We start from the raw sequence: 25,931 nt of genomic DNA, 5'->3' as shown, positions 1-25,931 counted from the left end.
AGAGGTAATAAAATTGAATGATGCATATAAAAAATTAATAAATCCACTTCCGCAAATTTTAGCAGTATTATCGATTGTGTTTTCTTTTTTAGATTTTGTTCAATACTTTTATAATTTAACAATAGAAAATACACCTTTGTATTTATTGGTCACTAATATATTAACAATTATCATTTCTGTGGTGTGCTTTTTGATATTATTTTTGCCGAAACCTAAGAATCATGAAGATATGAAAAAAAGGCATTCAAACTTATGATTTTAGATATTGCAATTTTATATTGTATGATTATATCCTCCTACAACATATACTTTTTTTGGCAGCTAATTATGCTATCTACCTTACTGTATATTGGACAGTAGGAATGATTACAATGTTTGTGTGCCTGATTGCATTTATTTATGGTGTTTATTTATTGAGTAATACACCATTTTGGTTAAAAGGTAAGAAAAAAGAAGAGAAAATATCAGGGAAAATTATCGCTATCATAATTTTGTGGCTATTTAGTTTGTTGGTAGTGGTTCAAAAAATCATAGAATATATCTTGATACCGAATGTCAATGAATCTAAATTTATAATTTCAACAGTTGGTATAATTATGCCAATAATATATTTTATTGTCCTCATGCTTTATATACATTACACCCAAGTACTATCAGATTATGAATTGGATGATGCGGATAAATTTTTTGAATAAGAAATTTCATAAAAAAGAGGAGAAAAATACTATGGAATTAGATATTCTAATCATGCCTAACTTGGCAAAAGTAGAATTTTCAATTGAACCTGAATATTGGCAAGATGAAATGCTGAAAATAAAAAAGTTTTTTTATCGATGATGATATTTATACAACCGGACCGATTATTTTTACTAAAGAAATTACAGGATTAGAAAAGGTGAGTTATACAACTTACATCTCATTAAATGATGAAATTGACGATATACCCGAATTGAATATCAAGTATGTACCTTCATTAGAGGTATTCCCTACGATATCACACAAGTGTTTTGATGATGAAGATTTTGAAGAAATTTATGAAGCTATGAAACAATTTGCACTAGAAAATGAGATAGTATTGAAAGATCAAAATTTTTATCATGTAATGGTAGATTACTTTAATGGTCAGGTTTATGAAATTCATGCAGAAATCGATGTATCTGGAGTTGAATTAGAATGAATGAGATGAGCTACTCACATATGATGTATAGAAATGTAGTTTATAAAGAGTATCTAGATTACAACATTCTTGAATTGGGTGAATGTGCGAAAGACTTTATTGAACTTGCAGGCAGTTATGGACTAAATAAATCAGGGCCTTTAATTCTTGTATACACTCAATTTATGAAAGACAATCAAGTTAATGTCACGCTGATGATGCCAGTAGATATGCCATTTGCACCAGGTGATGATTTAGGATTTAGAACTTACCTATACATTGATCAAATGCTAGAAGGCAGATTAAAGACGAAGCAATATGAAAAAGAAGAAAAACAAGTATTAACAGAAATAGAAAATTTTGCGAAATTAAACAATCTTAAAAGAGTGTCGCCATATTATCATATCATCAATGAAATTGATGATATGAGTTGGGTAGACATCAAAGTTAAAGTAATGGAAGAATAGGAGCGCTTATGACCATATTATTATTGTTGTTGATGGCAGGTTTGTATTACGTAGTGTATATCACTGCTGTGATGTATGCGGAGGGCATTAAATTACTGCAGTGGATTGCTTATGGAATTGCAGCATTGATCTTTTTAATAACATTTATTTTTGTGAATCCAAGTTTCAGTTCTTTGCAGAATTACATATTTGTATTAATTGTGGCTTTTGTGGTCTATGGGTGGATAGCAATTAAATCATTCTGGAATCGACCTTATAAAGTCAAACTAGAGAGTATGGGACCTGTACATGATCATATTTTAACAAAGACTAAGTATGAAGAAGCTGAAAGTATTAAAATCGATTTGGTTTCTGCGAAGTATAAAGGCATTATTTCAGGTGTGATATCGGTAGTTTGTATGATTGCGATTAAGTTAAAGCTAACTCCTGTATTAAAGCAGGATTTAGAGGGCGGTTTAATTGCATTAGGCCTTATCCTATTTTTGATGATTATTGTTTATTTAATCATTGATATTGTGCTCGCTGTAAAAAGAGGCAAGTTTGCATTTATTACTCTAAGACCTTTAGGTACTTTAATTTGGCTGATAATATTTGCCATCATTGTTTAATAAATATAGTTCATATAGGAGGAGACTATGAAAAAATTAAGTATCTTACTGTTAACTGTCATTATATTAATTACAGTTGGATGTTCAAAAGGTGATCCTCTACCAAGGTCAGTGAAAAATGATATGCATAAAAGTGAACAAAAAATGGACGTAATTAAAATATTTAAATTAGATCGTAAAAATGTAGTTTATGACAAGGATACAAAAAAACTAACACTACCACTTCAGTTTAATGATCCAGTTGAATTACCCGCGGACCTTGTAAGAGATGTAGCTGTTGAACAATATTCCGATAATAAAGATGTAAAAGAAATCATTGTGAAATATGAGTTGAATGATAAAAAATATAATTTTGATCTTACACGAGATAAGCATGGTAAGTTCAAAAAAATGAAGTGAAGATTATATGGGAACGGACACACATTTGTGTTTCATTCAAACATGCATGTGTGTCCTGTTCCCATAGTCAGGATTAAAAAAATAGAGATAAGAGAATAAAACATGGCAGAAAATACTAGAGAACCAGGTAAAACATTGAAAGTATGGACATGGATTTTAATTGTACTTTCATTAATTACTCCGATTTTTGGAATCGGTAGTATCATTTGTGCAGTAAACTACAAAAAACACAATTAAGAAAAAGGCGCTAAACTTCTATACATAGCAATTATTGTGACAGTTGTTAGTTTAGTATATGTTATTATGAAAAACTTAATGGGATAACAATTCATACAACAGAGTAACAGTTATTAACTATGCTCTGTTGTTTTATTCTTTCTTTTGAAAACCATACGCTGTGCGTATGGTTCAGGAAAGCTTTAGCGATGTAATAAAAAAACTCCTAAACATGGTATAATGTGAAATGGTTTGGCAACCAACATTACATCATGAATAGGAGTTTTTGTATGTCTAATGATATAAATAGTTTAGCACACACAAAATGGAATTGTAAGTATCATATTGTTTTCGCCCCTAAATACAGAAGACAAATAATTTATGGTAAATTGAAAAAGGATATTGGGAAAATACTTCGACTTTTATGCGAACGAAAAGGTGTAGAAATAATAGAGGCAGAGGCCTGTAAAGATCACATTCATATGCTTGTGAGTATACCTCCAAAAATTTCAGTTTCAAGTTTTGTTGGATATTTAAAAGGAAAAAGTAGTCTAATGATTTTTGATAGACATGCAAATCTTAAATATAAATATGGGAACAGAAAATTTTGGTGTAAAGGTTTTTATGTTGATACAGTAGGAAGAAATAAAAAAGTGATAGAGAACTATATTCGAAATCAAATACAAGAGGATATCCTTGCAGATCAGATGTCGATGAAAGAATTTATCGACCCATTTACTGGTGAGAAAGTAGGAAAATAAAGAATGATGACCGTAGCCCTTTAGGGCTTGCTGAAAAAGTAGTACGGTTGTCAGATTCTTCAGTGCCCTTTTAAGGGCTGGTCAGTAACAGAGGCTTTCAGCCGGAGAACAAACCACCCGTTCACACGGGTGGTTTTGATTCTTAAAATGAAAAGTAAAGAAGTCTAACATTTTTTGATGCTGCGAGTATTCTATTTTGCGCATTTCAATAAATTTGTCCTTTTTGGTCTCGTAATCATTAAGGTGATTTAACTTATTTCAAATTACACAATAGAAAAATATATTTGGAGGTTACTATGTATAAAACAGAAAAAATACTTTCCATAATTGGATTGGTCATACAAGGATTAGGGTTGGTGTTGTTATTGTTATTTTTGATTGCGAATTTTGCAGGTGTGACAAATCCAGAGGTAACAACGACTGTTAATGGTGAGGTTCATGTACAAAGTGTCGAAGCAGCACGTAACACGTTTACTATTGGTCTTTCAATTGGATTAGTCTTATTATTTGTTTCAGAATTACTAGGATTTATAGCGTTTCGCAAGATAGGCAAAGATAATAAAGTTAGCGGCATCTTACATATCATTGCTGGAGTTTTAATGTTTAACCTTGTAGGTTTTGTAGTGTGGTTAGTAGCAGGGATATTAATGTTAAAACAAAGCAACAGAACTAATCACAAGGAGGTTGTGCAATGAAACACGTATGGTGGATATTATTAGTTATTGGACTTGTAATGAATATATTAAGTATTGATGGTTTTATACTGAGTGTAGGTTGCCTAGGTGTTTTAATAGTAGGGCTGATTTGGCCATTATTCACTTTTCCCTCTAAAACAAATATCTTCAGTCAAGTGAACAATGTATTCTTTTATATAACGGTGGGTATGTTTTATGTATTTACTATGTTCATGGTATTAACAACCTTTATAACATTGCATATCGGTGCGGAATTTGGGCCAATAATCTATGGAACAAATATAATTACACTACAATATGTATTTTTTGTTTTAGGGATACTGGCTTATACAACAGGATCAATACTATCAATCATTAAATATCATAAATGGTGGAACAAAGGTCTAACGTTGAATTAGAGAATAATGGCATTAAATAAGTAAATAGTTTTGAATTGATGGTTCATAGCTTTTTATATCAATTGGAATAAAAGAGAGAATGGGGGGACTCAATTTGAATGATGCATATGAAAAATTAAGGAAGCCTTTACCGCAAATACTGGGGGGGGTTTTCTCTATATTTTTTCTTTTTTTGGGTGGGTACAATACTTTTATGGTTTAACAATAAAAGCTACTCCATTGTATTTAATCATAAGTTCTTTAATAATAATTGCAACGTCTATAATATGTTTCATTATATTGGCTTGTCCATACCCTAAGAATCATGAGGATATGAAAAAAAGTGCGTTTAAACTTATGGTGTTAGATATTTTAGTATTATATTGTTTGATTGTATCTATATACAATGCCTACTTCTTTTTGGGCGCAAATATGGGTATAGATCTTGCGGTGTTTTGGGGTATTGGGATATCAACTATGATTATATGTTTGGCGAGCTTAATTTATGGAATATATTTACTTAGCCATACTCCTTATTGGTTAAAAAGTAAGAAAAAAGACGAGCGAGTTTCCAAAAAAATAATGACAATTATAATTGCATTCTCGTTAAGTCTTTTAGTAGTTTTCCAAAATATTATTGAATATTTCACAGTACCTAATATTAATGGAGTGAATTCTGTATTTTTATTTTTAGCTGTAATCATGCCAGTGGTATACTTTGTTGTCCTTATGCTTTATATACATTACACACAAGTATTATCAGATTATGAGTTGGAAGATGCGGATGCATTTTTTAATTAACAAACAGTTAAGTGAAATGTTTAATATCATTAGCCCAGTGGGGAATGCATAAGGTAGCTTGCTTTATTGAAAAAGTAATACAAGATTATACTTTGCTTGTTTGAATTCTCCATATAAAGAGGTGTGCTTATGAATCATGTTGCAGTGCAATTAAATCAAGTTAGTAAAACGTTTGGTAAACAGACTATTTTTGACGATATTACTGAAACTATACCGCTTCACGCGCTCACTAAAATTTCTGGCTCCAATGGTGCTGGCAAGAGTGTCCTTTTAAAAATGATTGCGGGTTTATCTCATCCGACCTCTGGTCAAATTACATTTGCTAAGTCAATAAAGTCATTGAGTTATGCCCCTGATGATTTACCAGATAACATTCCATTATCTGTTGAAACATTTTTAAATACTTTAACAACACGTGGACAACATCATGACAACACACGCTTAATGACATACATAGAAAAATTGGGTTTAGGGCCTTATTTGAGAACACCTATAACTCAATGTTCTAAAGGGACAAGACAAAAAGTTAATTTAATTCAATGTTTGATGCTTGAAGCGGATTTAATGATTTTAGACGAGCCTTTTACGGGACTTGACGGACGTGCAAAAGCATATCTCATTGAAGTGTTAAATGATTTAAAAACACATACGACAATCATTTTTACGAATCATGAAGCACAAGCAGAATTGCCAACTTCAATACATCATATTCAATTAGGTCGTCAAATCGAGAAGGATGACCGAATTAATACGTACCCAATTACGACGATATATTTTCATACCAATCACCTTCAAGCAGTAGCTCAACACTTTCCTATTGAGACTTCTGCAGAAGGCTATATGATTAAAGTGAGTCCAGATAGTGTGAATCAGACACTGGATTATTTAATAAAGCAGCAGTGTGACATTATTGAAGTGAGGAGGGAAGGACATTGATGCGTCTGATGTCCTATCAGTTACATAAATTAATAAGAAGGCCACAAATACTTCCAGCATATTGTTTATATATAGTAAGCATTGTCACGTTGTATAGTTACAAAGGTGTTCAAGCAACTTCGAGTTACACTTTGAGTCACATGTTATTATTTCCGATTGTATTATGGATAGGAGCTCTCATTGCTAAGCAAAATTCGTCCAATGAACGTTATATTTTATTAATTCATATGCAAAGCAAGCGTTATAAGTATGTATTAGGGACACTGTGGACGTCTTTTGTTATCGCGCTGCCTCTGGTCTTGTTTGCGATTGTTTATCCGATTGTGATTCGTGTTTTTAGTCAGATGCCTACAGTGGCTGAAACCGTAACGGCTGTTATTACACACGTGCTTTCAGCGCTTTTTGGTGTTGTGATTGGGAGTTATGTCCTGCTTTCATATCTTTAACAACGTAAGTTTATTTGGCTATTGCTGATCTTGTTTGGCTTACTCACTTTTTTAAAGCCTATATTCATCGAACAGTTTTCTTTTATGAAACTATTCCTCTGGATATTACCGCCATTCACAAGTTTGAATCAATTAATGATACAAGGTCAGACATTTCATGCAGTACCTTGGTTGGTTTGTATCTTATATCTTATTATCAGCAGTGCCTTGTTGCTTTTTTCTTTCAATCGCAGTGAAATCTAAACACAAATACGAAAGATTCAACACCCTCACTATATGCACCGCAACTTAGAATTGTTACAATATATACATATGGAATAAAAATCAGTCGAACTCATGTGAAGGGTACATGACAATTATGTAGTGAAAACGTCTTGCGAAAGCGTTGCTTATTGTACGTGTGATACTGTCGTGACAGGACTCTGCATTGAAATCAACACTGAATTTAGATATATTAAATATGTAAGATACAAGGAGGAGCATGGAATGGCGAAAGATACATTTTATATAACAACACCTATTTATTACCCAAGCGGTAAACTACACATTGGGCATGCCTATTCAACTGTAGCAGGCGACGTTATTGCGCGCTACAAACGCATGCAAGGCTATGATGTACGTTATTTAACAGGTACAGATGAACATGGTCAAAAAATTCAAGAAAAGGCACATAAAGCAGGCCTTACAGAATTAGAATACCTGGACGATATGATCGCAGGTATTAAAGCTTTATGGGAAAAATTAGAGATTTCTAACGATGACTTCATCAGAACGACGGAAAGACGTCATGAGAAAGTTGTAGAAAAAGTCTTTGAACGTTTGCTTGCTCAAGGCGATATTTACCTTGGCGAATATGAAGGCTGGTACTCTGTGCCGGATGAAACGTACTACACAGAATCTCAACTTGAAGATCCAGAATATGACAAAGATGGTCATATTATCGGCGGTAAAAGCCCTGATTCTGGACATGAAGTAGAATTAGTGAAAGAAGAAAGCTACTTCTTCAATATTTCAAAATATGCGGATCGCTTATTAGAGTTTTATGATGCGAACCCTGAGTTCATTCAACCTCCTTCTCGTAAGAACGAAATGATTAACAACTTTATCAAACCAGGATTAACAGACTTGGCAGTATCACGTACAACATTTGATTGGGGTGTACAAGTGCCGTCTAATCCTAAACACGTTGTTTACGTTTGGATTGATGCGTTGGTGAACTATATTTCAGCACTTGGCTACTTATCAGATGATGACAGTCTGTTCCAAAAATATTGGCCGGCTGATTTGCATTTAATGGCGAAAGAAATTGTACGTTTCCACTCAATTGTATGGCCGATTTTATTAATGGCATTAGACTTGCCGCTTCCAAAACGCGTCTTCGCACACGGCTGGATTTTAATGAAAGACGGCAAAATGAGTAAATCTAAAGGCAACGTAGTAGACCCTAACGTATTAATCGACCGTTACGGCTTAGATGCGACACGTTACTACTTAATGAGAGAGTTGCCATTCGGTTCAGACGGCGTCTTCACACCTGAAGCCTTCGTAGATCGTACGAACTTTGACTTAGCCAACGATTTAGGCAACCTTGTGAACCGTACAATTGCGATGATCAACAAATACTTTGACGGTGAATTACCGGCATACCAAGGACCTAAACATGAATTGGATGCTGAAATGGAACAATTCGCATTAGATACTGTCAAAGAATATCATGAGAATATGGAAAATCTTCAGTTCTCAGTTGCACTTGCGACAGTATGGAAATTCATCAGCCGTACAAATAAATACATTGATGAAACAACACCATGGGTACTTGCTAAAGACGACAGCCAAAGAGAAATGTTAGGTAATGTAATGGCACACTTAGTAGAGAATATCCGCTTCGCAGCTGTATTACTCCGCCCATTCCTTACAAACGCACCGCGTGAAATCTTTGCGCAACTGCACATCAACAGTCCTGAGTTGTTCGAACTCGACAGTCTAAAAGCATACGGCGCATTGACAAAACCGATTACGGTAACAGAGAAGCCGCACCCAATCTTCCCGCGTTTAGATACAGAAGCAGAAGTCAGCTTCATTAAAGCATCTATGCAAGGTTCAGCACCGAAAGCTGAAACTGAGGAAGCAGCAAAAGAAGAGGAGAAAGAAGCAGTGCCTTCTAAACCTCAAATCACAATTAAAGACTTTGATAAAGTAGAAATCAAAGCCGCAACAGTGATGGATGCGGAAAACGTGAAGAAATCAGATAAACTGTTGAAAATTCAAGTAGACTTAGGCGATGAACAACGCCAAATCGTATCAGGCATTGCGAAATTCTATGAGCCGGATGATATTATCGGTAAAAAAGTCGCAGTGGTCACAAACTTGAAACCAGCGAAATTAATGGGCCGTAAATCAGAAGGTATGATTTTATCAGCGGAAAAAGACGGCGTACTTACACTTGTAAGTCTGCCTAATGCAATTCCTAACGGTGCAGTGATTAAATAAGAAGATTGAAACAGTTTAAGAAAACAAAGAGAAAGCGGCCGGCAGATTGAAATGCTTCAGCCGCTTCTTTTCATTGTCATGCCTCTTGCGAATACGGGTATAATGACAATACATCAGCTATATACAGTAGTGAAAGGAGCACTTAACATTGTTAATTGATACACATGTACATTTAAATGCGGAACAATATGATGAAGACTTGCAAGAAGTAATTGATCGTGCACGTGAAGCAGGGGTAGACCGTATGTTTGTCGTAGGTTTTGATACACCGACAATCGAACGTGCGATGGAACTCATCGACCAATATGATTTCTTATATGCGATTATCGGTTGGCACCCTGTAGACGCGATTGACTACACAGAAGAACGCGAACAATGGATTGAAAAGTTATCTGAGCATCCTAAAGTTATCGGTATCGGTGAAATGGGCTTAGATTACCATTGGGATAAATCACCGAAAGTTGTACAAAAAGAAGTGTTTAGAAAACAAATTGCCTTAGCAAAACGTGTCAACTTGCCGATTGTGATTCACAACCGCGAAGCTACACAAGATTGCGTTGATATCTTAATGGAAGAACATGCAGAAGAAGTAGGCGGCATCATGCACAGCTTCAGCGGTTCGCCTGAAATTGCGGATGTTGTCATTAATAAATTAGGTTTCCATATTTCATTAGGCGGACCTGTGACGTTTAAAAATGCCAAACAACCTAAAGAAGTCGCAAAACATGTACCGCTTGATCGCTTACTTGTTGAAACAGACGCGCCTTATTTATCACCGCATCCTTATCGCGGTAAACGTAATGAACCGATGCGCGTGACTTTAGTTGCTGAAAAAATTGCGGAATTACGCGGTATCAGCTATGAAGAAGTTGCTAAACAAACAACAGAAAATGCGGAAAAGTTATTTAACTTAAATCAATAACACGTAAAAGCACCGTTCGCGAGAAGGGTGCTTTTATAATGCCTTGATGTAAGGGATAACGTGCAATAACGTGTTTTTGCTTGTGCAGTACAGTCTGTATAGGTTGAATGATTATTGAAGGTGTTATCGCTTTATAAAAGATGTTTTGATAAAACAGTTTACTAAATTCTAGGTGAGTGCATTTACTATTTTAAATAGTGCTTTTAGGAAGTTATCTTTTGTTTTATAGCTAAATGTGATTCAATGTGACAATGTTTTATTTTTCAAGCTTGAAGATATGGTATAGTATTGAAGTTAACACGTGAAAGGTGACGAATAATATGAAGATAAATGAGTTTATCGTGGTTGAAGGCCGTGATGACACAGAACGTGTGAAGCGTGCTGTAGAGTGCGATACAATTGAAACCAATGGCAGTGCAATCAGTTGGGAAACTTTAGATGTCATCCGCAATGCGCAGGAAACAAGAGGCGTCATTGTATTAACTGATCCTGATTTCCCGGGTGATAAAATACGTAATACTATACGCGAACATGTACCGGGTGTAAAACATGCTTATATTGACCGTGAAAAAGCAAAAAGCAGACGCGGAAAAATCGGTGTAGAACATGCGTCTGTGGATGCGATTAAAGAAGCGCTGATGCATGTGTCATCTCCATTTGAAGAGGGCATGGAATCCATCAGCAAAGATGTCTTAATTGATTTAGGTTTGATTGTCGGTGCAGATGCAAGACATAAGCGTGCAGTACTCGGCCGTAAATTACATATTGGACATTCAAATGGCAAGCAGCTGTTGAAAAAACTGAATGCTTTCGGCTATACCGAACAAGATGTGCGTGAAGCATTAAACGAAGATAAAGGAAGTGAGCATAAATGATGCATAAAGATATCGCAACACCGACGCGAACGCGTGCATTGCTGGATAAATATCAATTTGATTTCAAGAAGAGCTTGGGACAAAACTTCTTAATTGATGTGAATATTATTCATAAAATTATTGAGGCCAGTGCCATTGATGAAAATACAGGTGTCATTGAAGTAGGACCGGGGATGGGATCATTAACCGAACAACTCGCAAAACATGCGAAAAAAGTTGTCGCATTTGAGATTGATCAGCGTTTGATTCCTGTCTTAGAGGATACTTTATCTCCTTATGACAATGTGACGGTAATTAATGAAGATATTTTAAAAGCGAATGTAGTAGAAGCGGTACAAGCGCACTTATCAGATTGCGATAAAATTATGGTTGTTGCGAATTTGCCGTATTATATCACAACACCGATATTGTTGAACTTAATGTCGCAGACACTGCCGATTGACGGCTATGTGGTCATGATGCAAAAAGAAGTCGGTGAACGTTTAAATGCCCAAGTAGGTACGAAGGCTTACGGCTCATTATCGATTGTAGCCCAGTATTATACAGAGACTTCAAAAGTATTAACTGTACCTAAGACAGTCTTTATGCCGCCGCCGAATGTAGATTCTATTGTCGTGAAATTGATGAAGCGAGAAGCACCGGTGGTATCGGTGGATGATGAAGATCGTTTCTTTAAAATGACTAAAGCTGCATTCAGCCAAAGACGCAAGACGATCGCGAATAATTACCAAAGTTTATTTACTGACGGCAAACAACAAAAAGATCGCATTAAAGACTGGTTGGAAAGCAGTGAAATCGATCCAAGACGCCGCGGTGAAACATTATCTATAAAAGAATTTGCGCATTTGTACAATAACTTGAAAAAATTCCCAGAATTAGAGTTTTAAAATATTGACATAGGGCATTGGTATTGTTAAAATTTAAATTTTATTTGACTGAATCGCTGGAAATGTGTTATAATACAATTTGTAGCGAGGTGGAGCAATATGCCAAAATCAATTTGGGACATCAAAAATGCACTTGATTGTCATTTAGGAAACCGTATTGTACTTAAAGCGAATGGTGGTCGTAAGAAAACAATCGAACGTTGCGGAGTGTTAGCTGAAACATACCCTGCAGTATTCATTGTTGAATTAGACCAAGACAAACATAACTTTGAACGTGTATCTTATACATACACAGATGTGTTGACAGAGAACGTCCAAGTTTCGTTTGTAGACGAAAATCACCAGGATGCAGTTGCACACTAGAAAATAATAGAGTTGAAGCCATGTGCTTCGTTTAAAAAGAGGAATCCTGATTTAAGGATTCCTCTTTTTTTGCGTTGAGCGATAATCATTTTATGTGCTTTATACTTTTAGATCTGCTTCTTCTGTTATAGAACATGCAAAATAAAAAGCTGCGCTGAGAAGAAAAGGGAAAAATGCAGCATACAAACAAGGAGATTTTGTTGCGGTTGGCAATCATATACGCAGAATATAACGTATCTTCACAAATTACTTAAATATTTTTCAATTTCATAACATTAACCACTGTAATGTGTGCCAATGTTCGTGTTATAATAACGATAATGCAGATGATGTACGTCATTTTATTTTTGTACAAGGGAAATTGAACCCTCTTATCACTTTTTAGTGAAGCAGACATTTCTGAACTAAAGCAAATTGAACAGTAAAGGTGGGCGGTAATATGATATATGAAAAGGCACCTGCCAAGATTAATTTCACTTTAGATGCACTTTATAAAAGAAATGATGGGTTTCATGAAGTTGAAATGGTAATGACAACGGTGGACTTGAATGACCGCGTTACTGTTGAAAAACGCGAGGATCAGCGTGTAGTCGTGAAGGTGGATTATAATTTTGTGCCTGAAAATGCGAAGAACCTGGCGTTTCAAGCTGCGATGCTGATGAACGAAACTTATCAAATCCCGCAAGGTGTAACGATTGTGCTGGATAAAGAGATTCCTGTTTCGGCAGGTCTTGGCGGAGGGTCGGCAGATGCGGCTGCGACCATGCGTGCGATGAATCGATTATTTGAATTGAATTTGACGCTGGATGAATTGAGTACATTAGCTGAGCAAGTAGGTTCAGATGTTCCGTTTTGTATTTACAGCAAAACAGCTGTATGTACAGGGCATGGCGAGAAGGTGCGTTTGCTTAAACGGCCTCCGAAGGCATGGGTTGTCATTGCAAAACCGAATGTAGGGATTTCGACGCCTTGTGTCTTCCAAGAATTGAAACTGAATGCGGTGCAGCAGAAAGCATCACATTCAGCTGCGTGTATTGAAGCGATTGAATCAGGCGACTATGAACAGATTTGTTCGGCTTTATCTAATAGTTTAGAAGCTATCTCTATGGAGATGCATCCGGATATTTTGAAATTAAAGCAGAATATGCTGAACAGCGGTGCAGATGGTGCATTGATGAGCGGCAGCGGACCGACCGTTTATAGTTTGGCAAAGCATTACAAGCAAGCACAAAATATTTATAATGCAGTGCATGGGTGCTGCAACGAGGTCTATTTAGTAAGATTATTAGGATAAGAAAGGAAGGATTCTCTTGCGTTATAAACGAAGCGAGCGCATTGTGTACATGACGCATTATTTAATGTGTCACCCGAATAAACTGATACCCTTAACGCACTTTGTGAAGAAGTTTAAACAAGCTAAGTCTTCTATCAGCGAAGACATCCACATTGTTCGCGAAACCTTGCATAAGGAGAAATTGGGAACAGTCATTACTACGGCAGGTGCGAGCGGAGGTGTCACGTATCGCCCGACAATGAGCAAAGAAGAAGCTGAGGAAGTCATTAATGAAGTAATTGTGCTCTTGCAAGAAAAAGAACGCTTGCTTCCGGGAGGATATCTTTTCCTTTCAGATTTAATGGGCAACCCGGAATTATTAAATAAAGTCGGGCGATTAATCGCTACAATTTATATGGATGAAGAGCTCGATGCGATTGTGACAATTGCGACAAAAGGGATATCTCTTGCCAATGCAGTAGCAAATGTATTAAATTTACCAGTAGTTGTTATTCGCAAGGATAATAAAGTAACAGAAGGTTCTACAGTCTCTATCAACTATGTTTCAGGCTCTTCGCGCAAGATCGAAACGATGGTCTTGTCGAAACGCACACTTAAAGAAAATTCAAACGTTTTAATCGTTGATGACTTTATGCGTGCCGGGGGCTCGATTAACGGCGTGATGAATTTGATGAATGAGTTTAAAGCGCATGTCAAGGGGGTATCAGTACTTGTAGAATCTAAAGAAGTGAAACAAAGATTGATTGAAGATTATACTTCCTTGGTCAAATTGTCTGATGTAGATGAATACAATCAAGACTTTAAAGTTGAGCAAGGCAACGTTTTATCTAAATTCTCATAAAAGGAGCGATTTGCAACATGAAGACAGTACACACTAATAAAGCACCTGAAGCTTTAGGACCGTATTCACATGCAGTTGTAGTGAATGATATGGTTTATACTTCAGGTCAAATTCCATTAAATGAATTTAATGAACTTGTCAGTGATGAAGTATCAGTTCAAACACGTCAAGTCTTGGAAAATCTTAAAGCGGTTTTACAAGAAGCGGGTGCTGATATCGATTCAGTGATTAAAGCGACTATCTTTATCAAAGATATGAATGATTTCCAAGAAATCAACGAAGTCTACGGACAATATTTCAATGCGCACAAACCAGCGAGAAGCTGTGTAGAAGTGGCGCGTTTGCCTAAAGACGTAAAAGTTGAGATCGAGGTCATCGCTCAAGTCAAAGGAAAATAATTTTTAATTAAATATTGTAAGCTTCTATAAAGACAATAGAGAGATATACTAGGGGGGGGCTCACTACATGAAAGTGACAGATGTAAGACTTAGAAAAATACAAACTGATGGAAGAATGAAAGCACTAGTGTCAATTACACTAGATGACGCATTCGTAGTCCATGATTTGCGCGTAATTGAAGGCAACTCAGGTCTATTCGTCGCAATGCCAAGCAAACGTACACCAGATGGTGAATTCCGTGACATCGCGCATCCTATCAATTCAGACATGAGACAAGAAATTCAAGATGCTGTGATGAAAGTATATGATGAAACTGATGAAGTCATTCCAGATAAGAATGCGAAACCATCAGAATCAGAAGAAGATAGTAACGAAGAAGCTTAATTCAAAGCTTAAAGATGATAAATAAAGCTTATTCAACCCTCGGTCATGCGATCGAGGGTTTTTTATCGCTGAATACTTAAGAAGACTTAACTCTTTGGATATTTTAATACAAAATAATATTGTACAAAATATTAAATGGATGTGTTATGATAAGCGCAACCCGAATGACAGTCAGCAGATAAGAATGAGGGTGAGTCTTGAAAGTGCAACTCGGCTTAATTTATAATAATGTAGAAGTGTAAATTTATTGGAGGGTTCGCAGTCATGCAGAGATATGCGGTAGTATTAGCAGCTGGTAAAGGTACCAGAATGAAATCAAAACTTTACAAAGTGTTACACAAAGTAGCAGGCAAAAGTATGATTGAACACGTGGTCGACAGTGTCAAACAAGCAGGCACAGATAAAATTGTCACAATCGTCGGTCACGGTGCAGAAAGTGTAAAAGAAACTTTAGGATATCAGTCATCATACAGTTTCCAAGAGGAACAACTCGGCACAGCACACGCTGTGAAGATGGCAGCTGATGAATTGAAAGGCAAAGAAGGCACAACGTTGGTCGTGTGCGGCGATACTCCGCTTATCACACCTGAAACATTAAAAGCATTAGCAGATTATCACGAAGCACAGCAAACAGGTGTGACAGTGCTGTCTGCGACAGCTGAAAATCCTTTTGGTTATGGACGTATTGTCAGAGACCAAGAAGGTCGTTTGGAAAAAATAGTAGAACAAAAAGATGCTTCAAAAGAAGAACAAGCCATTGATGAAATCAGCACAGGTATCTTCGCTTTTGACAATGCTTTATTATTCCGTTTGCTGGAAGAAGTGAAAAATGATAACGCACAAGGCGAATATTATTTGCCGGATGTTATCACACTTGCTTTAGCAGAAGGTCACACAGCAGATGCATACCGCACTGAAGATTTCGATGAAATCATGGGTGTTAATGATCGTGTTGCATTAAGCAAAGCAGAAGCTGCATTCAGAAAACGTACAAACGAATATCATATGCGTAATGGTGTCACATTAATTGATCCTGAAACAACGTATATCGAAGCGGATGTAGAAATCGGTATGGATACAATTGTGGAACCTGGGGTACATTTAGGTACAGGCACAGTGATTGGTGAAGACGCTTTCATCGGTCAGTACTCAGAAATCAACAACAGCCGTATCGGCAGCCGTACGACAATTAAACAATCTGTTATCAATGATGCGTCAGTCGGCGAAGATACAACAGTCGGACCATTTGCGCAATTGAGACCCAAAGCCAACTTAGGCAATGAAGTGAAAGTCGGCAACTTTGTCGAAGTGAAAAAAGCAGATATTAAAGACGGCGCTAAAGTTTCTCATCTCAGCTACATCGGCGATGCAGAAATCGGAGAACGCACAAATGTCGGATGCGGTTCGATTACAGTCAATTATGACGGTAAAAATAAATTTAAAACAACAATCGGCAAAGATGCATTCATCGGCTGTAATACAAATTTAGTTGCGCCGGTTACATTAGGCGATAACGTCTTGATTGCAGCAGGCTCAACGATTACAGACGACGTACCAAACGACAGTTTAGCACTAGCACGTGAAAGACAAACAACAAAACCAGGTTATTTAAATAAAAATAAAAACTAACAAGTATTGATGTCTCGTGTCCAATTCAGTAAAATTAAATAGGATGTTATGTATCAGTTCGACTTGAACAACGCATGAATGCAAATAAATGGAGGACTATAAATGTTAGCTAATGAATATAAAAATTCATCTTTAAAGATTTTCTCGTTGAAAGGAAATGAGCCGCTTGCAAACGAGGTGGCAGATAACATTGGAATTGAATTAGGAAAATGTTCGGTAAAGCGTTTCAGCGACGGTGAAATTCAAATCAATATCGAAGAAAGTATCCGAGGTTGCGATGTCTTCATTATCCAACCTACATCAAATCCGGTTAACGATCACTTAATGGAATTGCTTATTATGATTGACGCATGCAAACGTGCTTCTGCAGCAACAATCAACATTGTGGTTCCTTATTATGGTTATGCACGCCAAGACCGTAAAGCACGCAGCCGTGAACCTATCACAGCAAAACTTGTAGCCAACTTAATCCAAGTTGCAGGCGCAAATCGTATGATTGCTTTAGACTTGCATGCACCGCAAATTCAAGGTTTCTTCGATATTCCAATCGACCACTTAATGGGTGTGCCGATCTTAGCGGAATACTTCAAAAACAACCCTGAAATCGACCCAGAAGAAACTGTAGTCGTTTCACCAGACCACGGAGGCGTAACACGCGCACGTAAATTAGCAGACATTTTAAAAACACCAATCGCGATTATCGACAAACGTCGTCCAAAACCAAACGTAGCAGAAGTTATGAATATCGTTGGTGACATTGATGGCCGTACGGCAATTATTATCGATGACATCATCGACACAGCAGGTACAATTACATTAGCAGCACAAGCATTAAAAGACAAAGGTGCTAAAGAAGTTTATGCTTGCTGTTCACATGCTGTACTTTCTGGTCCGGCAAAAGAACGTATTGAAAACTCAGCGATTAAAGAATTAATCGTTACAAATTCAATTCGTCTTGATGACGGACGCAAACCAGAAAACACAACTGAATTATCAATAGCAGGATTAATCGCACAAGCAATCGTTCGTGTATACGAAAGAGAATCAGTAAGTGTATTATTCGACTAATATTTAAGGAGCTGCAGCCATTCAGGCTGCGGCTTTTCTTCTAGTTATCTGTTTGATTTCTGAAAACAGCGGTTGACGTAATTTGTTAAAATGTGTATAATAATTCCGTTCGCGACTTTCTGTCGTGAACATATCAAACACTTGCAAGCGGTCAAACAACCGATGGGCAAGTGCGGAGAGATTCAATATTTATAGTCTGATATAGGCGACGATAGAAAATCTCATATACGAAAGGTGGAAAAAGGAAATGGCTTCATTAAAGTCTATTATCCGTCAAGGTAAACAAAGACGTTCTGATTTAACAGCAATCAGAAACTCAGGTAAAGTACCAGCAGTTATGTATGGTTACGGTCAAAAAAACGTATCAGTTAAAGTTGATGAAGTAGAATTCATCAAAGTTATCCGTGAAGTTGGACGTAACGGTGTTATCGATTTAGGCGTAGGTTCTAAATCTATCAAAGTAATGGTAGCTGACTACCAATTCGATCCGTTGAAAAACCAAATCACTCACATCGACTTCTTAGCAATCAACATGACTGAAGAACGTACTGTAGAAGTACCAGTTCACTTAGTTGGTGAAGCAGTAGGCGCTAAAGAAGGCGGCGTAGTTGACCAACCATTATACTATGTTGAAGTTACAGCAACACCAGACAACATTCCTGAATATCTTGAAGCAGATATCGCTGAATTAGAAATCGGCGACACTATCGCAGTTCAAGACTTGAAAGTAACAGGCGACTTCACAATCGAAAACGAACCTGAAGATACAGTTGTAACTGTAACACCTCCAACTCAAGGACCAAGCGAAGAAGAAATTCAAGAAGTTGAAGCAGGCAGTGCGGATACTCCTGAACCAGAAGTTGTTGGAGAAGACAAAGAAGACGAAGAAGAATAATAATTTCGTTTTTAATGATTGCCGTTCACACTTTATGTGTGTCCGGCTTTTTTTATTTCACTGAAACTAATGGCCGGCACTCGAAAACATACATAGCTTTTCAGGTCAGGGTTATGGGTAATTTGTGTTAATATAGATGGTAAAGCGATACATAGACATTGGGAGATGACCAATGCCAACTAAAAGATAAACGTAAAGAGATGGAGGAAAAAAGCATGAAATGTATTGTCGGATTAGGCAATATCGGTAAGCGATTCGAACAAACCAAGCATAATATCGGATTTGAGGTTATCGATTATTTACTAGACGCTAATCAAATCAAACTAGACAAGCAAAAGTTCCGCGGTGCTTATACGATTGAGCGCATTGCAGGGGAAAAGGTGCTTTTGATTGAACCGATGACAATGATGAATTTATCGGGTGAAGCAGTAGGCCCTTTAATGGATTATTATAATGTAGATCCAGATGATTTATTGGTTTTATATGATGATTTGGATTTACCGCAAGGCCAAGTGCGTTTACGCCAAAAAGGCAGTGCCGGCGGACATAATGGAATGAAATCCATCATCCAGCATTTAGGTACAGATCAATTCAAACGTATCCGTATCGGTATCGGAAGACCGACTAATGGGATGTCAGTACCGGATTATGTATTGCAAAAATTCTCTAAGCAAGAAATGGAAACAATGAACAAAGTAATAGAACATTCTGCACGTGCTGTTGAAGATTATATCGCAAGTTCGCGTTTCGACCATGTGATGAATGAATATAATGGTGAGGCTAAGTGAAATCAATAATTACAGATTATTTAAACAAAGATAAACGATATGAAGAGTTAAATGATGTATTCGGACAAGAAAATGTATTGGTTACAGGATTAGCAGGTGCGGCTAAAGCGACGATGATGGCTGAGAAGTATTTGTCATCTCAGCGTCCTATGGTCGTTGTGACGAACAACTTGTATCAAGCAGATAAGTTAGAAGCAGATTTGCAGCAATATTTAGATGCTGAAGATATATATAAATATCCGCTTCAAGACATCATGACTGAAGAGTTCTCCACACAAAGCCCGCAGCTGATGAGTGAACGTGTGCGTACCCTTACTGCCTTAGCACAAGGCCAGCGAGGGTTCTTTATCATACCTTTAAACGGATTGAAGAAACTTCAGACACCTGTCGATATATGGCAATCCCATCAAGTACATTTAAAAGTCGGCGAGGATATTGATGTCGATGACTTCTTAAACACATTGGTAGATATGGGTTACCGCAGAGAAAGTGTCGTTTCGCATATCGGCGAATTCTCTGTCCGCGGGGGTATCATTGATATCTATCCGTTAATCGGGGCACCGGTACGTATCGAATTGTTTGATACTGAAGTCGATTCGATTCGCGAATTTGATGTAGAAAGCCAACGCTCAAAAGAAAATCAAGAAGAAGCACATATTACTTCAGCGAGCGACTATATCATTACGAAAGATGTCTTAAAACGGATTCAGTCAGAATTGAAAACGGCTTATGAAACAACACGCCCTAAAATAGATAAATCTGTCCGCAATGATATCAAAGATACGTATGAAAGCTTCTTGCAGTTTGATACGAACTTTATTGACCACCAAGTGATTCGCAGATTAGTGGCTTTCATGTACGAAACACCTGCAACACTTGTCGATTATATCGGCGACGATGCGATTATTGTGGTAGATGAATATAATCGTGTGAAGGATACTGAAGAAACATTAACAACCGAAGTCAATGATTTTATTTCACAACTGATTGAAAGCGGGAAAGGCTTTATCGGTCAAAAATTTATGGATGATGATGCATTTGCGCGTTTAATCAAATCACGCAAAATCACATTCTTCACACTCTTTACAGCAAGCATGCCGGTCAAACTGGATCACATTATTAAATTCTCAAGCAAACCGGTACAGCAGTTCTACGGCCAATATGATATTATGCGTTCGGAATTCCAACGCTATATCAATAACGGTTATACCGTAGTTGTCTTGGTGGAAACAGAAACGAAGAAAGAACGCGTTAAAGCCATGATGAACGAAATGCATATTCCGATTGTCGAAGCAGGCGCAAGCGACAAAGTTCAGGGCGGCCATGCGGTAATAGTAGAAGGCAGTCTATCTGAAGGCTTCGAACTGCCATATATGCAGCTGGCAGTTGTAACAGAGCGCGAATTATTCAAATCAAAACAGAAAAAAGCTAAAAAACGTACACCGACGATGACCAATGCTGAGCGTATTAAATCGTACCAAGATTTAAAAATCGGCGACTATGTTGTACACGTTCACCATGGTGTCGGACGTTATTTAGGTGTTGAAACACTTGAAGTCGGAGATGTGCATCGCGACTACATTAAAATTCAATACAAGGGTACAGACCAGCTGTTCGTACCTGTTGATCAGATGGATCAAGTGCAAAAATATGTAGCATCTGAAGATAAAACACCGAAATTAAACAAACTCGGCGGCACAGAATGGAAGAAAACCAAAGCGAAAGTCCAACAAAGTGTTGAAGATATCGCAGATGAATTGATTGAACTGTACCGCGAGCGTGAAATGGCACAAGGCTATCAATTCGGTCCGGATACTGAGCAGCAGCATGAATTCGAAATGGATTTCCCATATGATTTAACAGCCGACCAAGCGAAGTCTATTGATGAAATCAAAGCAGACATGGAGAAAGAACGCCCGATGGACCGCTTATTATGCGGTGATGTCGGCTACGGCAAAACAGAAGTGGCATTGCGTGCAGCGTTCAAAGCGGTAATGGAAGGCAAACAAGTCGCGTTCTTAGTACCGACAACCATCCTAGCGCAGCAGCACTATGAAACACTGATAGAGCGTATGCAGGATTTCCCGGTCAATATTCAATTATTAAGCCGCTTCCGTACACCAAAAGAAATCAAAGAAACGAAACAAGGCCTTAAAGACGGTACGATTGATATCGTAGTCGGTACGCATAAACTGCTCGCAAAAGATGTGCAGTATAAAGATTTAGGTCTATTAGTGGTCGATGAAGAACAACGCTTTGGTGTACGCCATAAAGAACGTATCAAAACATTGAAGACGAATGTGGATGTTTTAACGTTAACTGCGACACCTATTCCGCGTACATTGCATATGAGTATGCTTGGGGTGCGCGATTTGTCTGTTATTGAAACACCGCCGGAAAACCGCTTCTCAGTCCAAACTTATGTCTTAGAACAAAATTCTAATTTCATCAAGGAAGCATTAGAGCGAGAATTATCGCGCGGCGGACAAGCTTTCTATCTTTATAACAGAGTGCAGTCTATTTATGAGAAACGCGAACAGCTTCAAATGCTGATGCCGGATGCCAATATCGGTGTTGCACATGGCCGAATGACTGAACGCGAATTAGAAGATACAATGATCGGCTTTGTCAACGGAGAGTATGACATCTTGGTGACTACTACGATTATTGAAACAGGGGTCGATGTACCGAATGCGAATACATTGATTATTGAAGAAGCAGACCGCTTCGGTTTAAGCCAATTGTATCAATTGCGCGGACGTGTCGGCCGTTCATCACGTGTCGGTTATGCATACTTCCTGCCCCCGACAAACAAAGTATTGTCTGAGACTGCAGAAGAACGTCTGCAAGCAATCAAAGAGTTTACTGAACTCGGCAGCGGCTTTAAAATTGCGATGCGCGATTTGAATATCCGCGGAGCAGGCAACTTGCTGGGTAAGCAGCAGCACGGCTTTATTGATTCTGTCGGCTTCGACTTGTACTCACAAATGCTAGAAGAAGCTGTGAATGAAAAACGCGGCATCCAACAAGAAAACGACACACCTGAAATTGAAATCGAATTGAATATTGATGCATACTTGCCGACAAGTTATATTCCGAACGAACAATCTAAAATTGAAATCTATAAGAAATTGCGTCAGATTGAAACTGCAGATCAGCTGATGGATATTAAAGATGAATTAATCGATCGTTTCAACGAGTATCCGGTTGAAGTCGAACGCTTGCTGGATATTGTAGAAATCCGTATTCATGTATTGCATGTCGGTGTTACACGTATTAAAGATACCGGCAAAGCAGTAGACATCCATCTGTCTGAAAAAGGTACAGAAGATATCAACGGCGAAGCATTATTCAAACAAACCTTGCCGCTTGGACGCGATATGAAGGTAGGCGTGTCTGAAAATGCGATGACGGTAACGCTGAATAAAAATAAAAAGGCAGGCGCGTGGTTTGACCGCTTGAAATTCTTGATGAAAGCTTTAGAAGAAAGCATGGTCATCCCAGATGAAGCGTAAATCAGCATTCAGCGGCGTCATTATTTTGACTTTAGCTTTGATTGCAGTGAAAGTTCTGAGTGCGATTTATCGTGTACCGTACCAAAACGTATTAGGCGATGCAGGGCTTTATGCTTATCAGCAAGTGTATCCTTTTTTGTCGCTTGCGACGATATTATCTATGAATGCGATACCGAGTGCAGTCACGCAAAATTTCAGGGCGCATGCGACAGCGAAGCGGATGAGTCATGCGATGATTTGGATTCAGGGCACATGTTTTGTGCTGTTCGTACTGATTTGTCTTGGCGCACCTGTGATTGCGCATATTATGGGTGATCAGCATTTAACACCGATGATTCGTATGGCCAGCTGTAGCTTTTTAGTTGTCGGCTGCCTAGGTGTTTTGCGCGGCAGTTTCCAAGCAAGACAGCAAATGGAATACCCGGCTTACTCTCAAGTTATCGAGCAAATTGTACGTGTAGGCATTATCTTGGTAATGATTGCAGTGTTTGCACTGTATGATTGGTCGATTTATCAAGTAGGCAAATGGTCGATTTTAGCATCTGGACTTGGTTTCTTAGCCGCAACAGTCTTTTTGAGCTGGAAACGTCCGTTTGGTTTTCAATGGACGTGGCGCGAAGCAACGATGCCAAAAGCGGTTTGGAGCCGTTTAGCCGCTGCGATTATTATCTTTTCAGTCAGTCACTTGATTGTGACGACATGGCAGTTGATGGATAGTTTCTCGGTTATCCGCACATTGCAGCATTACGGCTTGTCGTTTCATGAAGCAATTGTCCAAAAAGGCATATACGATCGCGGGGCATCTTTTATCCAAATCGGTTTGATTGTAACGACAACGTTTTGTTTTGTGTTGATTCCGTTGTTAACCAACGCTTTTTCAGAACGGCGTTTTGAACGTATGAACCGCTATGCGGATGCGACGTTGAAAATCACGGTTACAATCAGTGTTGCAGCGGGTGTCGGTTTAATGAATCTATTACCGATTATGAACCGTGTCTTCTTTAAAAATGATGTTTTAACAGTAACATTAGTAATTTATATGATTACGGTGATATGTGTATCTCTGATTATGGTGAATATTGCATTGTTGGAAGTACGGGAACAATCTCGTTTGATTCTCTTTGCATTTGCGATAGGAGCAGTTATAAAATTAGGATTGAACATTCTATTGATACCTAAGATCGGTATTGTCGGCGCAAGTATCAGTACTGTAAGTTCGCTATGCTTATTTGCTTGTGTCTTGCAGTATCGGACATTGAAGTTTTATCGTTTGCGCAATATGTCGTACTTTGTATGGAAACTTGCGGCTGCGATGTTGGCAATGACTGTTGCAGTACAAGCGGTGATGTATCTATGGCCGGCAGGCGGTCGTTTGATAGGTATGGCAGAGCTGCTGTCGGCAGCGGCTGCAGGTGTCATTGTGGTGATAGCTGCTATTGTGTATTTAAACTTATTAACGTATCGAGAGTTGCAGCATATGCCGTTCGGACATAAATTGTATCGCATAAAGAAAGGACGAAAATCATGAGTCATACCATTACAATTGCAGGTTTAGGCAACTATGGATTAGATGAGATGCCATTAGGCATTTATAATTATTTAACAAAGCAAACACATATTTATGCACGTACACTGTCGCATCCGGTTGTCAAAGCGCTGCAAGAACAAGCCGCACAATTGCAGTGGACAAGCTTTGATGAAGTATATGAAGATAATGATGCTTTCAGCAATGTCTATCAAACGATTGTTGACCAATTGATTGCTGCGGCACAAAAAGAAGATATTGTCTATGTTGTACCCGGTCATCCGCGTGTAGCAGAAACTACAACTGCATTGCTGACGGCGTATGCACAACAACACGATGATATAAAAGTCGAAGTGTTAGGTGGCAAAAGTTTTATTGATGATGTGTTTGAAGCAGTGAAAGTTGATCCGAATGAAGGCTTTACTTTATTAGACGGTACAGCGTTAAATGCGAACCAATTGAATATTCGTACACACACATTGATTACACAAGTGTTCAGTGCGATGACTGCAGGAGATTTGAAATTAACATTGATGGAACGCTATGCCGATGATTACCTAGTATACATCGTAGACGGTGCACGTAATACAGGGGCAACGGTAATCGAAACACCTTTATATGAATTGGATCATCACGATGTATTCAGTAATTTAACGAGTGTGTTCTTGCCGCGTGTTGAAGATGAGGCGCTGATGCACCGCGACTTTGATTATGCGACAGAAGTGATTGATACATTAGTGGATGATGAAAAAGGCTGTCCATGGGATAAAGTGCAGACGCATGAAACACTGAAACGTTATCTGTTAGAAGAGACTTTTGAGTTGTTTGAAGCGATTGATCATGAAGATGATTGGCATATGATAGAAGAACTTGGCGATATCTTATTGCAAGTCTTGCTGCATGCAAGTATCGGCAAAAAAGAAGGTTATATCGATATCAGCGAAGTAGTTGAAAGTTTGAATGATAAAATGATTCGACGCCATCCGCATGTATTCGGAAGTGAAAATGCGGAAAATATCGATGATTTAAAAGCAATATGGTCTAATGCAAAAGCAAAAGAAGGCAAAACACCGCGCGTAAAATTTGAGAAAGTATTTGCAGACCATTTTATGGCGTTGTATGATGAAGTCAAAAATAAAGACTATGATGAGGCACAGTTGAAGGCCTTTTTACAACAGAAAGAAGGGGAATAAC

Annotated in this window: 27 protein-coding genes and 2 pseudogenes; all 29 read left to right on the top strand. The window is 37.9% G+C overall.

Translation table 11 applies throughout. From position 1 onward, the window contains the following. Positions 1-13 precede the first annotated feature (13 nt). The gene (locus tag MUA90_RS12800; RefSeq protein WP_262587322.1) at positions 14-256 is read left to right on the top strand and encodes a DUF5079 family protein; all 243 of its coding nucleotides are present in this window, start codon (positions 14-16) and stop codon (positions 254-256) included. A gap of 157 nt (positions 257-413) precedes the next feature. After that, positions 414-695: a hypothetical protein gene (locus MUA90_RS12795; RefSeq protein WP_262587320.1), complete on the top strand. Its 282-nt coding sequence runs from the start codon at positions 414-416 to the stop codon at positions 693-695. A 31-nt stretch (positions 696-726) separates the two neighbouring features. Then, positions 727-1,177: pseudogene (locus tag MUA90_RS12790) on the top strand (DUF5085 family protein). Positions 1,178-1,197: 20 nt separating this feature from the next. After that, the gene (locus MUA90_RS12785) at positions 1,198-1,623 is read left to right on the top strand and encodes a DUF5085 family protein (protein ID WP_262587319.1); all 426 of its coding nucleotides are present in this window, start codon (positions 1,198-1,200) and stop codon (positions 1,621-1,623) included. Positions 1,624-1,631: 8 nt separating this feature from the next. Beyond that, positions 1,632-2,231, top strand: a complete 600-nt coding sequence (locus MUA90_RS12780; RefSeq protein WP_262587317.1) for a DUF5080 family protein — start codon at positions 1,632-1,634, stop codon at positions 2,229-2,231. Between the two features lie 27 nt (positions 2,232-2,258). Then, positions 2,259-2,630 (top strand): hypothetical protein, encoded by a 372-nt coding sequence (locus MUA90_RS12775; RefSeq protein ID WP_262587315.1) that lies wholly within the window; start codon positions 2,259-2,261, stop codon positions 2,628-2,630. Between the two features lie 102 nt (positions 2,631-2,732). Then, a pseudogene (locus MUA90_RS14120) lies at positions 2,733-2,954 on the top strand (hypothetical protein). Between the two features lie 182 nt (positions 2,955-3,136). Continuing rightward, positions 3,137-3,607 (top strand): IS200/IS605 family transposase, encoded by a 471-nt coding sequence (gene tnpA / locus MUA90_RS12765; RefSeq protein ID WP_262587313.1) that lies wholly within the window; start codon positions 3,137-3,139, stop codon positions 3,605-3,607. Positions 3,608-3,903: 296 nt separating this feature from the next. Further along, on the top strand, positions 3,904-4,302 hold the full coding sequence (locus tag MUA90_RS12760) for a DUF4064 domain-containing protein (RefSeq protein WP_262587312.1): 399 nt from the start codon (positions 3,904-3,906) through the stop codon (positions 4,300-4,302). Further along, a complete protein-coding gene (locus MUA90_RS12755) occupies positions 4,299-4,700 on the top strand; it encodes a DUF5084 family protein (RefSeq protein ID WP_262587310.1) in 402 nt (133 codons plus the stop codon). The genes MUA90_RS12760 and MUA90_RS12755 overlap by 4 nt, the downstream gene beginning before the upstream one ends. 312 nt (positions 4,701-5,012) lie before the next feature. Next, a complete protein-coding gene (locus MUA90_RS12750; protein WP_398577358.1) occupies positions 5,013-5,480 on the top strand; it encodes a hypothetical protein in 468 nt (155 codons plus the stop codon). Positions 5,481-5,609: 129 nt separating this feature from the next. Continuing rightward, positions 5,610-6,416 carry an ABC transporter ATP-binding protein gene (locus tag MUA90_RS12745; RefSeq protein WP_262587308.1) on the top strand — a complete coding sequence of 269 codons (807 nt, stop codon included), beginning with the start codon at positions 5,610-5,612 and terminating at the stop codon, positions 6,414-6,416. Next, the gene (locus tag MUA90_RS12740; protein ID WP_262587306.1) at positions 6,413-6,862 is read left to right on the top strand and encodes a hypothetical protein; all 450 of its coding nucleotides are present in this window, start codon (positions 6,413-6,415) and stop codon (positions 6,860-6,862) included. The genes MUA90_RS12745 and MUA90_RS12740 overlap by 4 nt, the downstream gene beginning before the upstream one ends. A 486-nt stretch (positions 6,863-7,348) precedes the next feature. Next, positions 7,349-9,352, top strand: a complete 2,004-nt coding sequence (metG, locus tag MUA90_RS12735; RefSeq protein ID WP_262587304.1) for a methionine--tRNA ligase — start codon at positions 7,349-7,351, stop codon at positions 9,350-9,352. Positions 9,353-9,500: 148 nt separating this feature from the next. After that, the gene (locus MUA90_RS12730; RefSeq protein ID WP_262587302.1) at positions 9,501-10,274 is read left to right on the top strand and encodes a TatD family hydrolase; all 774 of its coding nucleotides are present in this window, start codon (positions 9,501-9,503) and stop codon (positions 10,272-10,274) included. A gap of 320 nt (positions 10,275-10,594) precedes the next feature. Further along, positions 10,595-11,149: a ribonuclease M5 gene (gene rnmV, locus MUA90_RS12725; protein ID WP_114604004.1), complete on the top strand. Its 555-nt coding sequence runs from the start codon at positions 10,595-10,597 to the stop codon at positions 11,147-11,149. Next, positions 11,146-12,036, top strand: coding sequence for a 16S rRNA (adenine(1518)-N(6)/adenine(1519)-N(6))-dimethyltransferase RsmA (rsmA, locus tag MUA90_RS12720; protein ID WP_262587300.1), 891 nt, complete (start codon positions 11,146-11,148; stop codon positions 12,034-12,036). The genes rnmV and rsmA overlap by 4 nt, the downstream gene beginning before the upstream one ends. 99 nt (positions 12,037-12,135) lie before the next feature. After that, on the top strand, positions 12,136-12,399 hold the full coding sequence (gene veg, locus MUA90_RS12715; RefSeq protein ID WP_105994604.1) for a biofilm formation stimulator Veg: 264 nt from the start codon (positions 12,136-12,138) through the stop codon (positions 12,397-12,399). Positions 12,400-12,838: 439 nt separating this feature from the next. Beyond that, positions 12,839-13,693 carry a 4-(cytidine 5'-diphospho)-2-C-methyl-D-erythritol kinase gene (ispE, locus tag MUA90_RS12710; RefSeq protein ID WP_262587298.1) on the top strand — a complete coding sequence of 285 codons (855 nt, stop codon included), beginning with the start codon at positions 12,839-12,841 and terminating at the stop codon, positions 13,691-13,693. 16 nt (positions 13,694-13,709) lie between these two features. After that, positions 13,710-14,534: a pur operon repressor gene (gene purR / locus MUA90_RS12705; protein WP_105994606.1), complete on the top strand. Its 825-nt coding sequence runs from the start codon at positions 13,710-13,712 to the stop codon at positions 14,532-14,534. A gap of 17 nt (positions 14,535-14,551) precedes the next feature. Beyond that, positions 14,552-14,932 (top strand): RidA family protein, encoded by a 381-nt coding sequence (locus tag MUA90_RS12700; protein WP_114604002.1) that lies wholly within the window; start codon positions 14,552-14,554, stop codon positions 14,930-14,932. Between the two features lie 67 nt (positions 14,933-14,999). Continuing rightward, positions 15,000-15,317, top strand: a complete 318-nt coding sequence (spoVG, locus tag MUA90_RS12695) for a septation regulator SpoVG (RefSeq protein ID WP_105994608.1) — start codon at positions 15,000-15,002, stop codon at positions 15,315-15,317. A 264-nt stretch (positions 15,318-15,581) separates the two neighbouring features. Then, positions 15,582-16,946 (top strand): bifunctional UDP-N-acetylglucosamine diphosphorylase/glucosamine-1-phosphate N-acetyltransferase GlmU, encoded by a 1,365-nt coding sequence (gene glmU / locus MUA90_RS12690; protein WP_262587295.1) that lies wholly within the window; start codon positions 15,582-15,584, stop codon positions 16,944-16,946. Positions 16,947-17,048: 102 nt separating this feature from the next. Next, positions 17,049-18,014, top strand: a complete 966-nt coding sequence (locus MUA90_RS12685) for a ribose-phosphate diphosphokinase (RefSeq protein ID WP_262587293.1) — start codon at positions 17,049-17,051, stop codon at positions 18,012-18,014. Between the two features lie 247 nt (positions 18,015-18,261). Beyond that, complete coding sequence (locus MUA90_RS12680; RefSeq protein WP_114604001.1) at positions 18,262-18,909, top strand: 50S ribosomal protein L25/general stress protein Ctc; 648 nt, start codon at positions 18,262-18,264, stop codon at positions 18,907-18,909. A 215-nt stretch (positions 18,910-19,124) separates the two neighbouring features. After that, on the top strand, positions 19,125-19,697 hold the full coding sequence (gene pth, locus MUA90_RS12675; RefSeq protein ID WP_105994612.1) for an aminoacyl-tRNA hydrolase: 573 nt from the start codon (positions 19,125-19,127) through the stop codon (positions 19,695-19,697). Continuing rightward, positions 19,694-23,212: a transcription-repair coupling factor gene (gene mfd, locus MUA90_RS12670; RefSeq protein ID WP_262587291.1), complete on the top strand. Its 3,519-nt coding sequence runs from the start codon at positions 19,694-19,696 to the stop codon at positions 23,210-23,212. The genes pth and mfd overlap by 4 nt, the downstream gene beginning before the upstream one ends. Next, positions 23,202-24,740, top strand: coding sequence for a polysaccharide biosynthesis protein (locus MUA90_RS12665; RefSeq protein WP_262587289.1), 1,539 nt, complete (start codon positions 23,202-23,204; stop codon positions 24,738-24,740). Before mfd ends, MUA90_RS12665 begins: the two co-directional genes overlap by 11 nt. Next, complete coding sequence (locus MUA90_RS12660) at positions 24,737-25,930, top strand: MazG nucleotide pyrophosphohydrolase domain-containing protein (RefSeq protein WP_262587287.1); 1,194 nt, start codon at positions 24,737-24,739, stop codon at positions 25,928-25,930. The genes MUA90_RS12665 and MUA90_RS12660 overlap by 4 nt, the downstream gene beginning before the upstream one ends. Position 25,931 lies beyond the last annotated feature (1 nt).

This window comes from Staphylococcus sp. IVB6181 (assembly GCF_025561445.1).
Taxonomy (GTDB): domain Bacteria; phylum Bacillota; class Bacilli; order Staphylococcales; family Staphylococcaceae; genus Staphylococcus; species Staphylococcus simulans_B.
Note: the sequence above shows the minus strand (reverse complement) of the source record. Positions and strands in the feature narration are given on the sequence as shown.

Excerpts from the sequence above, each read along its gene's own strand:
- MUA90_RS12785 (WP_262587319.1), top strand. The coding sequence starts at position 1,198 with ATGATGTATAGAAATGTAGTTTATAAAGAGTATCTAGATTACAACATT.
- MUA90_RS12780 (WP_262587317.1), top strand. The coding sequence starts at position 1,632 with ATGACCATATTATTATTGTTGTTGATGGCAGGTTTGTATTACGTAGTG.
- MUA90_RS12775 (WP_262587315.1), top strand. The coding sequence starts at position 2,259 with ATGAAAAAATTAAGTATCTTACTGTTAACTGTCATTATATTAATTACA.
- tnpA (WP_262587313.1), top strand. The coding sequence starts at position 3,137 with ATGTCTAATGATATAAATAGTTTAGCACACACAAAATGGAATTGTAAG.
- MUA90_RS12760 (WP_262587312.1), top strand. The coding sequence starts at position 3,904 with ATGTATAAAACAGAAAAAATACTTTCCATAATTGGATTGGTCATACAA.
- MUA90_RS12755 (WP_262587310.1), top strand. The coding sequence starts at position 4,299 with ATGAAACACGTATGGTGGATATTATTAGTTATTGGACTTGTAATGAAT.
- MUA90_RS12750 (WP_398577358.1), top strand. The coding sequence starts at position 5,013 with ATGAAAAAAAGTGCGTTTAAACTTATGGTGTTAGATATTTTAGTATTA.
- MUA90_RS12745 (WP_262587308.1), top strand. The coding sequence starts at position 5,610 with ATGAATCATGTTGCAGTGCAATTAAATCAAGTTAGTAAAACGTTTGGT.
- metG (WP_262587304.1), top strand. The coding sequence starts at position 7,349 with ATGGCGAAAGATACATTTTATATAACAACACCTATTTATTACCCAAGC.
- rnmV (WP_114604004.1), top strand. The coding sequence starts at position 10,595 with ATGAAGATAAATGAGTTTATCGTGGTTGAAGGCCGTGATGACACAGAA.
- rsmA (WP_262587300.1), top strand. The coding sequence starts at position 11,146 with ATGATGCATAAAGATATCGCAACACCGACGCGAACGCGTGCATTGCTG.
- veg (WP_105994604.1), top strand. The coding sequence starts at position 12,136 with ATGCCAAAATCAATTTGGGACATCAAAAATGCACTTGATTGTCATTTA.
- ispE (WP_262587298.1), top strand. The coding sequence starts at position 12,839 with ATGATATATGAAAAGGCACCTGCCAAGATTAATTTCACTTTAGATGCA.
- MUA90_RS12700 (WP_114604002.1), top strand. The coding sequence starts at position 14,552 with ATGAAGACAGTACACACTAATAAAGCACCTGAAGCTTTAGGACCGTAT.
- spoVG (WP_105994608.1), top strand. The coding sequence starts at position 15,000 with ATGAAAGTGACAGATGTAAGACTTAGAAAAATACAAACTGATGGAAGA.
- glmU (WP_262587295.1), top strand. The coding sequence starts at position 15,582 with ATGCAGAGATATGCGGTAGTATTAGCAGCTGGTAAAGGTACCAGAATG.
- MUA90_RS12685 (WP_262587293.1), top strand. The coding sequence starts at position 17,049 with ATGTTAGCTAATGAATATAAAAATTCATCTTTAAAGATTTTCTCGTTG.
- MUA90_RS12680 (WP_114604001.1), top strand. The coding sequence starts at position 18,262 with ATGGCTTCATTAAAGTCTATTATCCGTCAAGGTAAACAAAGACGTTCT.
- pth (WP_105994612.1), top strand. The coding sequence starts at position 19,125 with ATGAAATGTATTGTCGGATTAGGCAATATCGGTAAGCGATTCGAACAA.
- MUA90_RS12665 (WP_262587289.1), top strand. The coding sequence starts at position 23,202 with ATGAAGCGTAAATCAGCATTCAGCGGCGTCATTATTTTGACTTTAGCT.
- MUA90_RS12660 (WP_262587287.1), top strand. The coding sequence starts at position 24,737 with ATGAGTCATACCATTACAATTGCAGGTTTAGGCAACTATGGATTAGAT.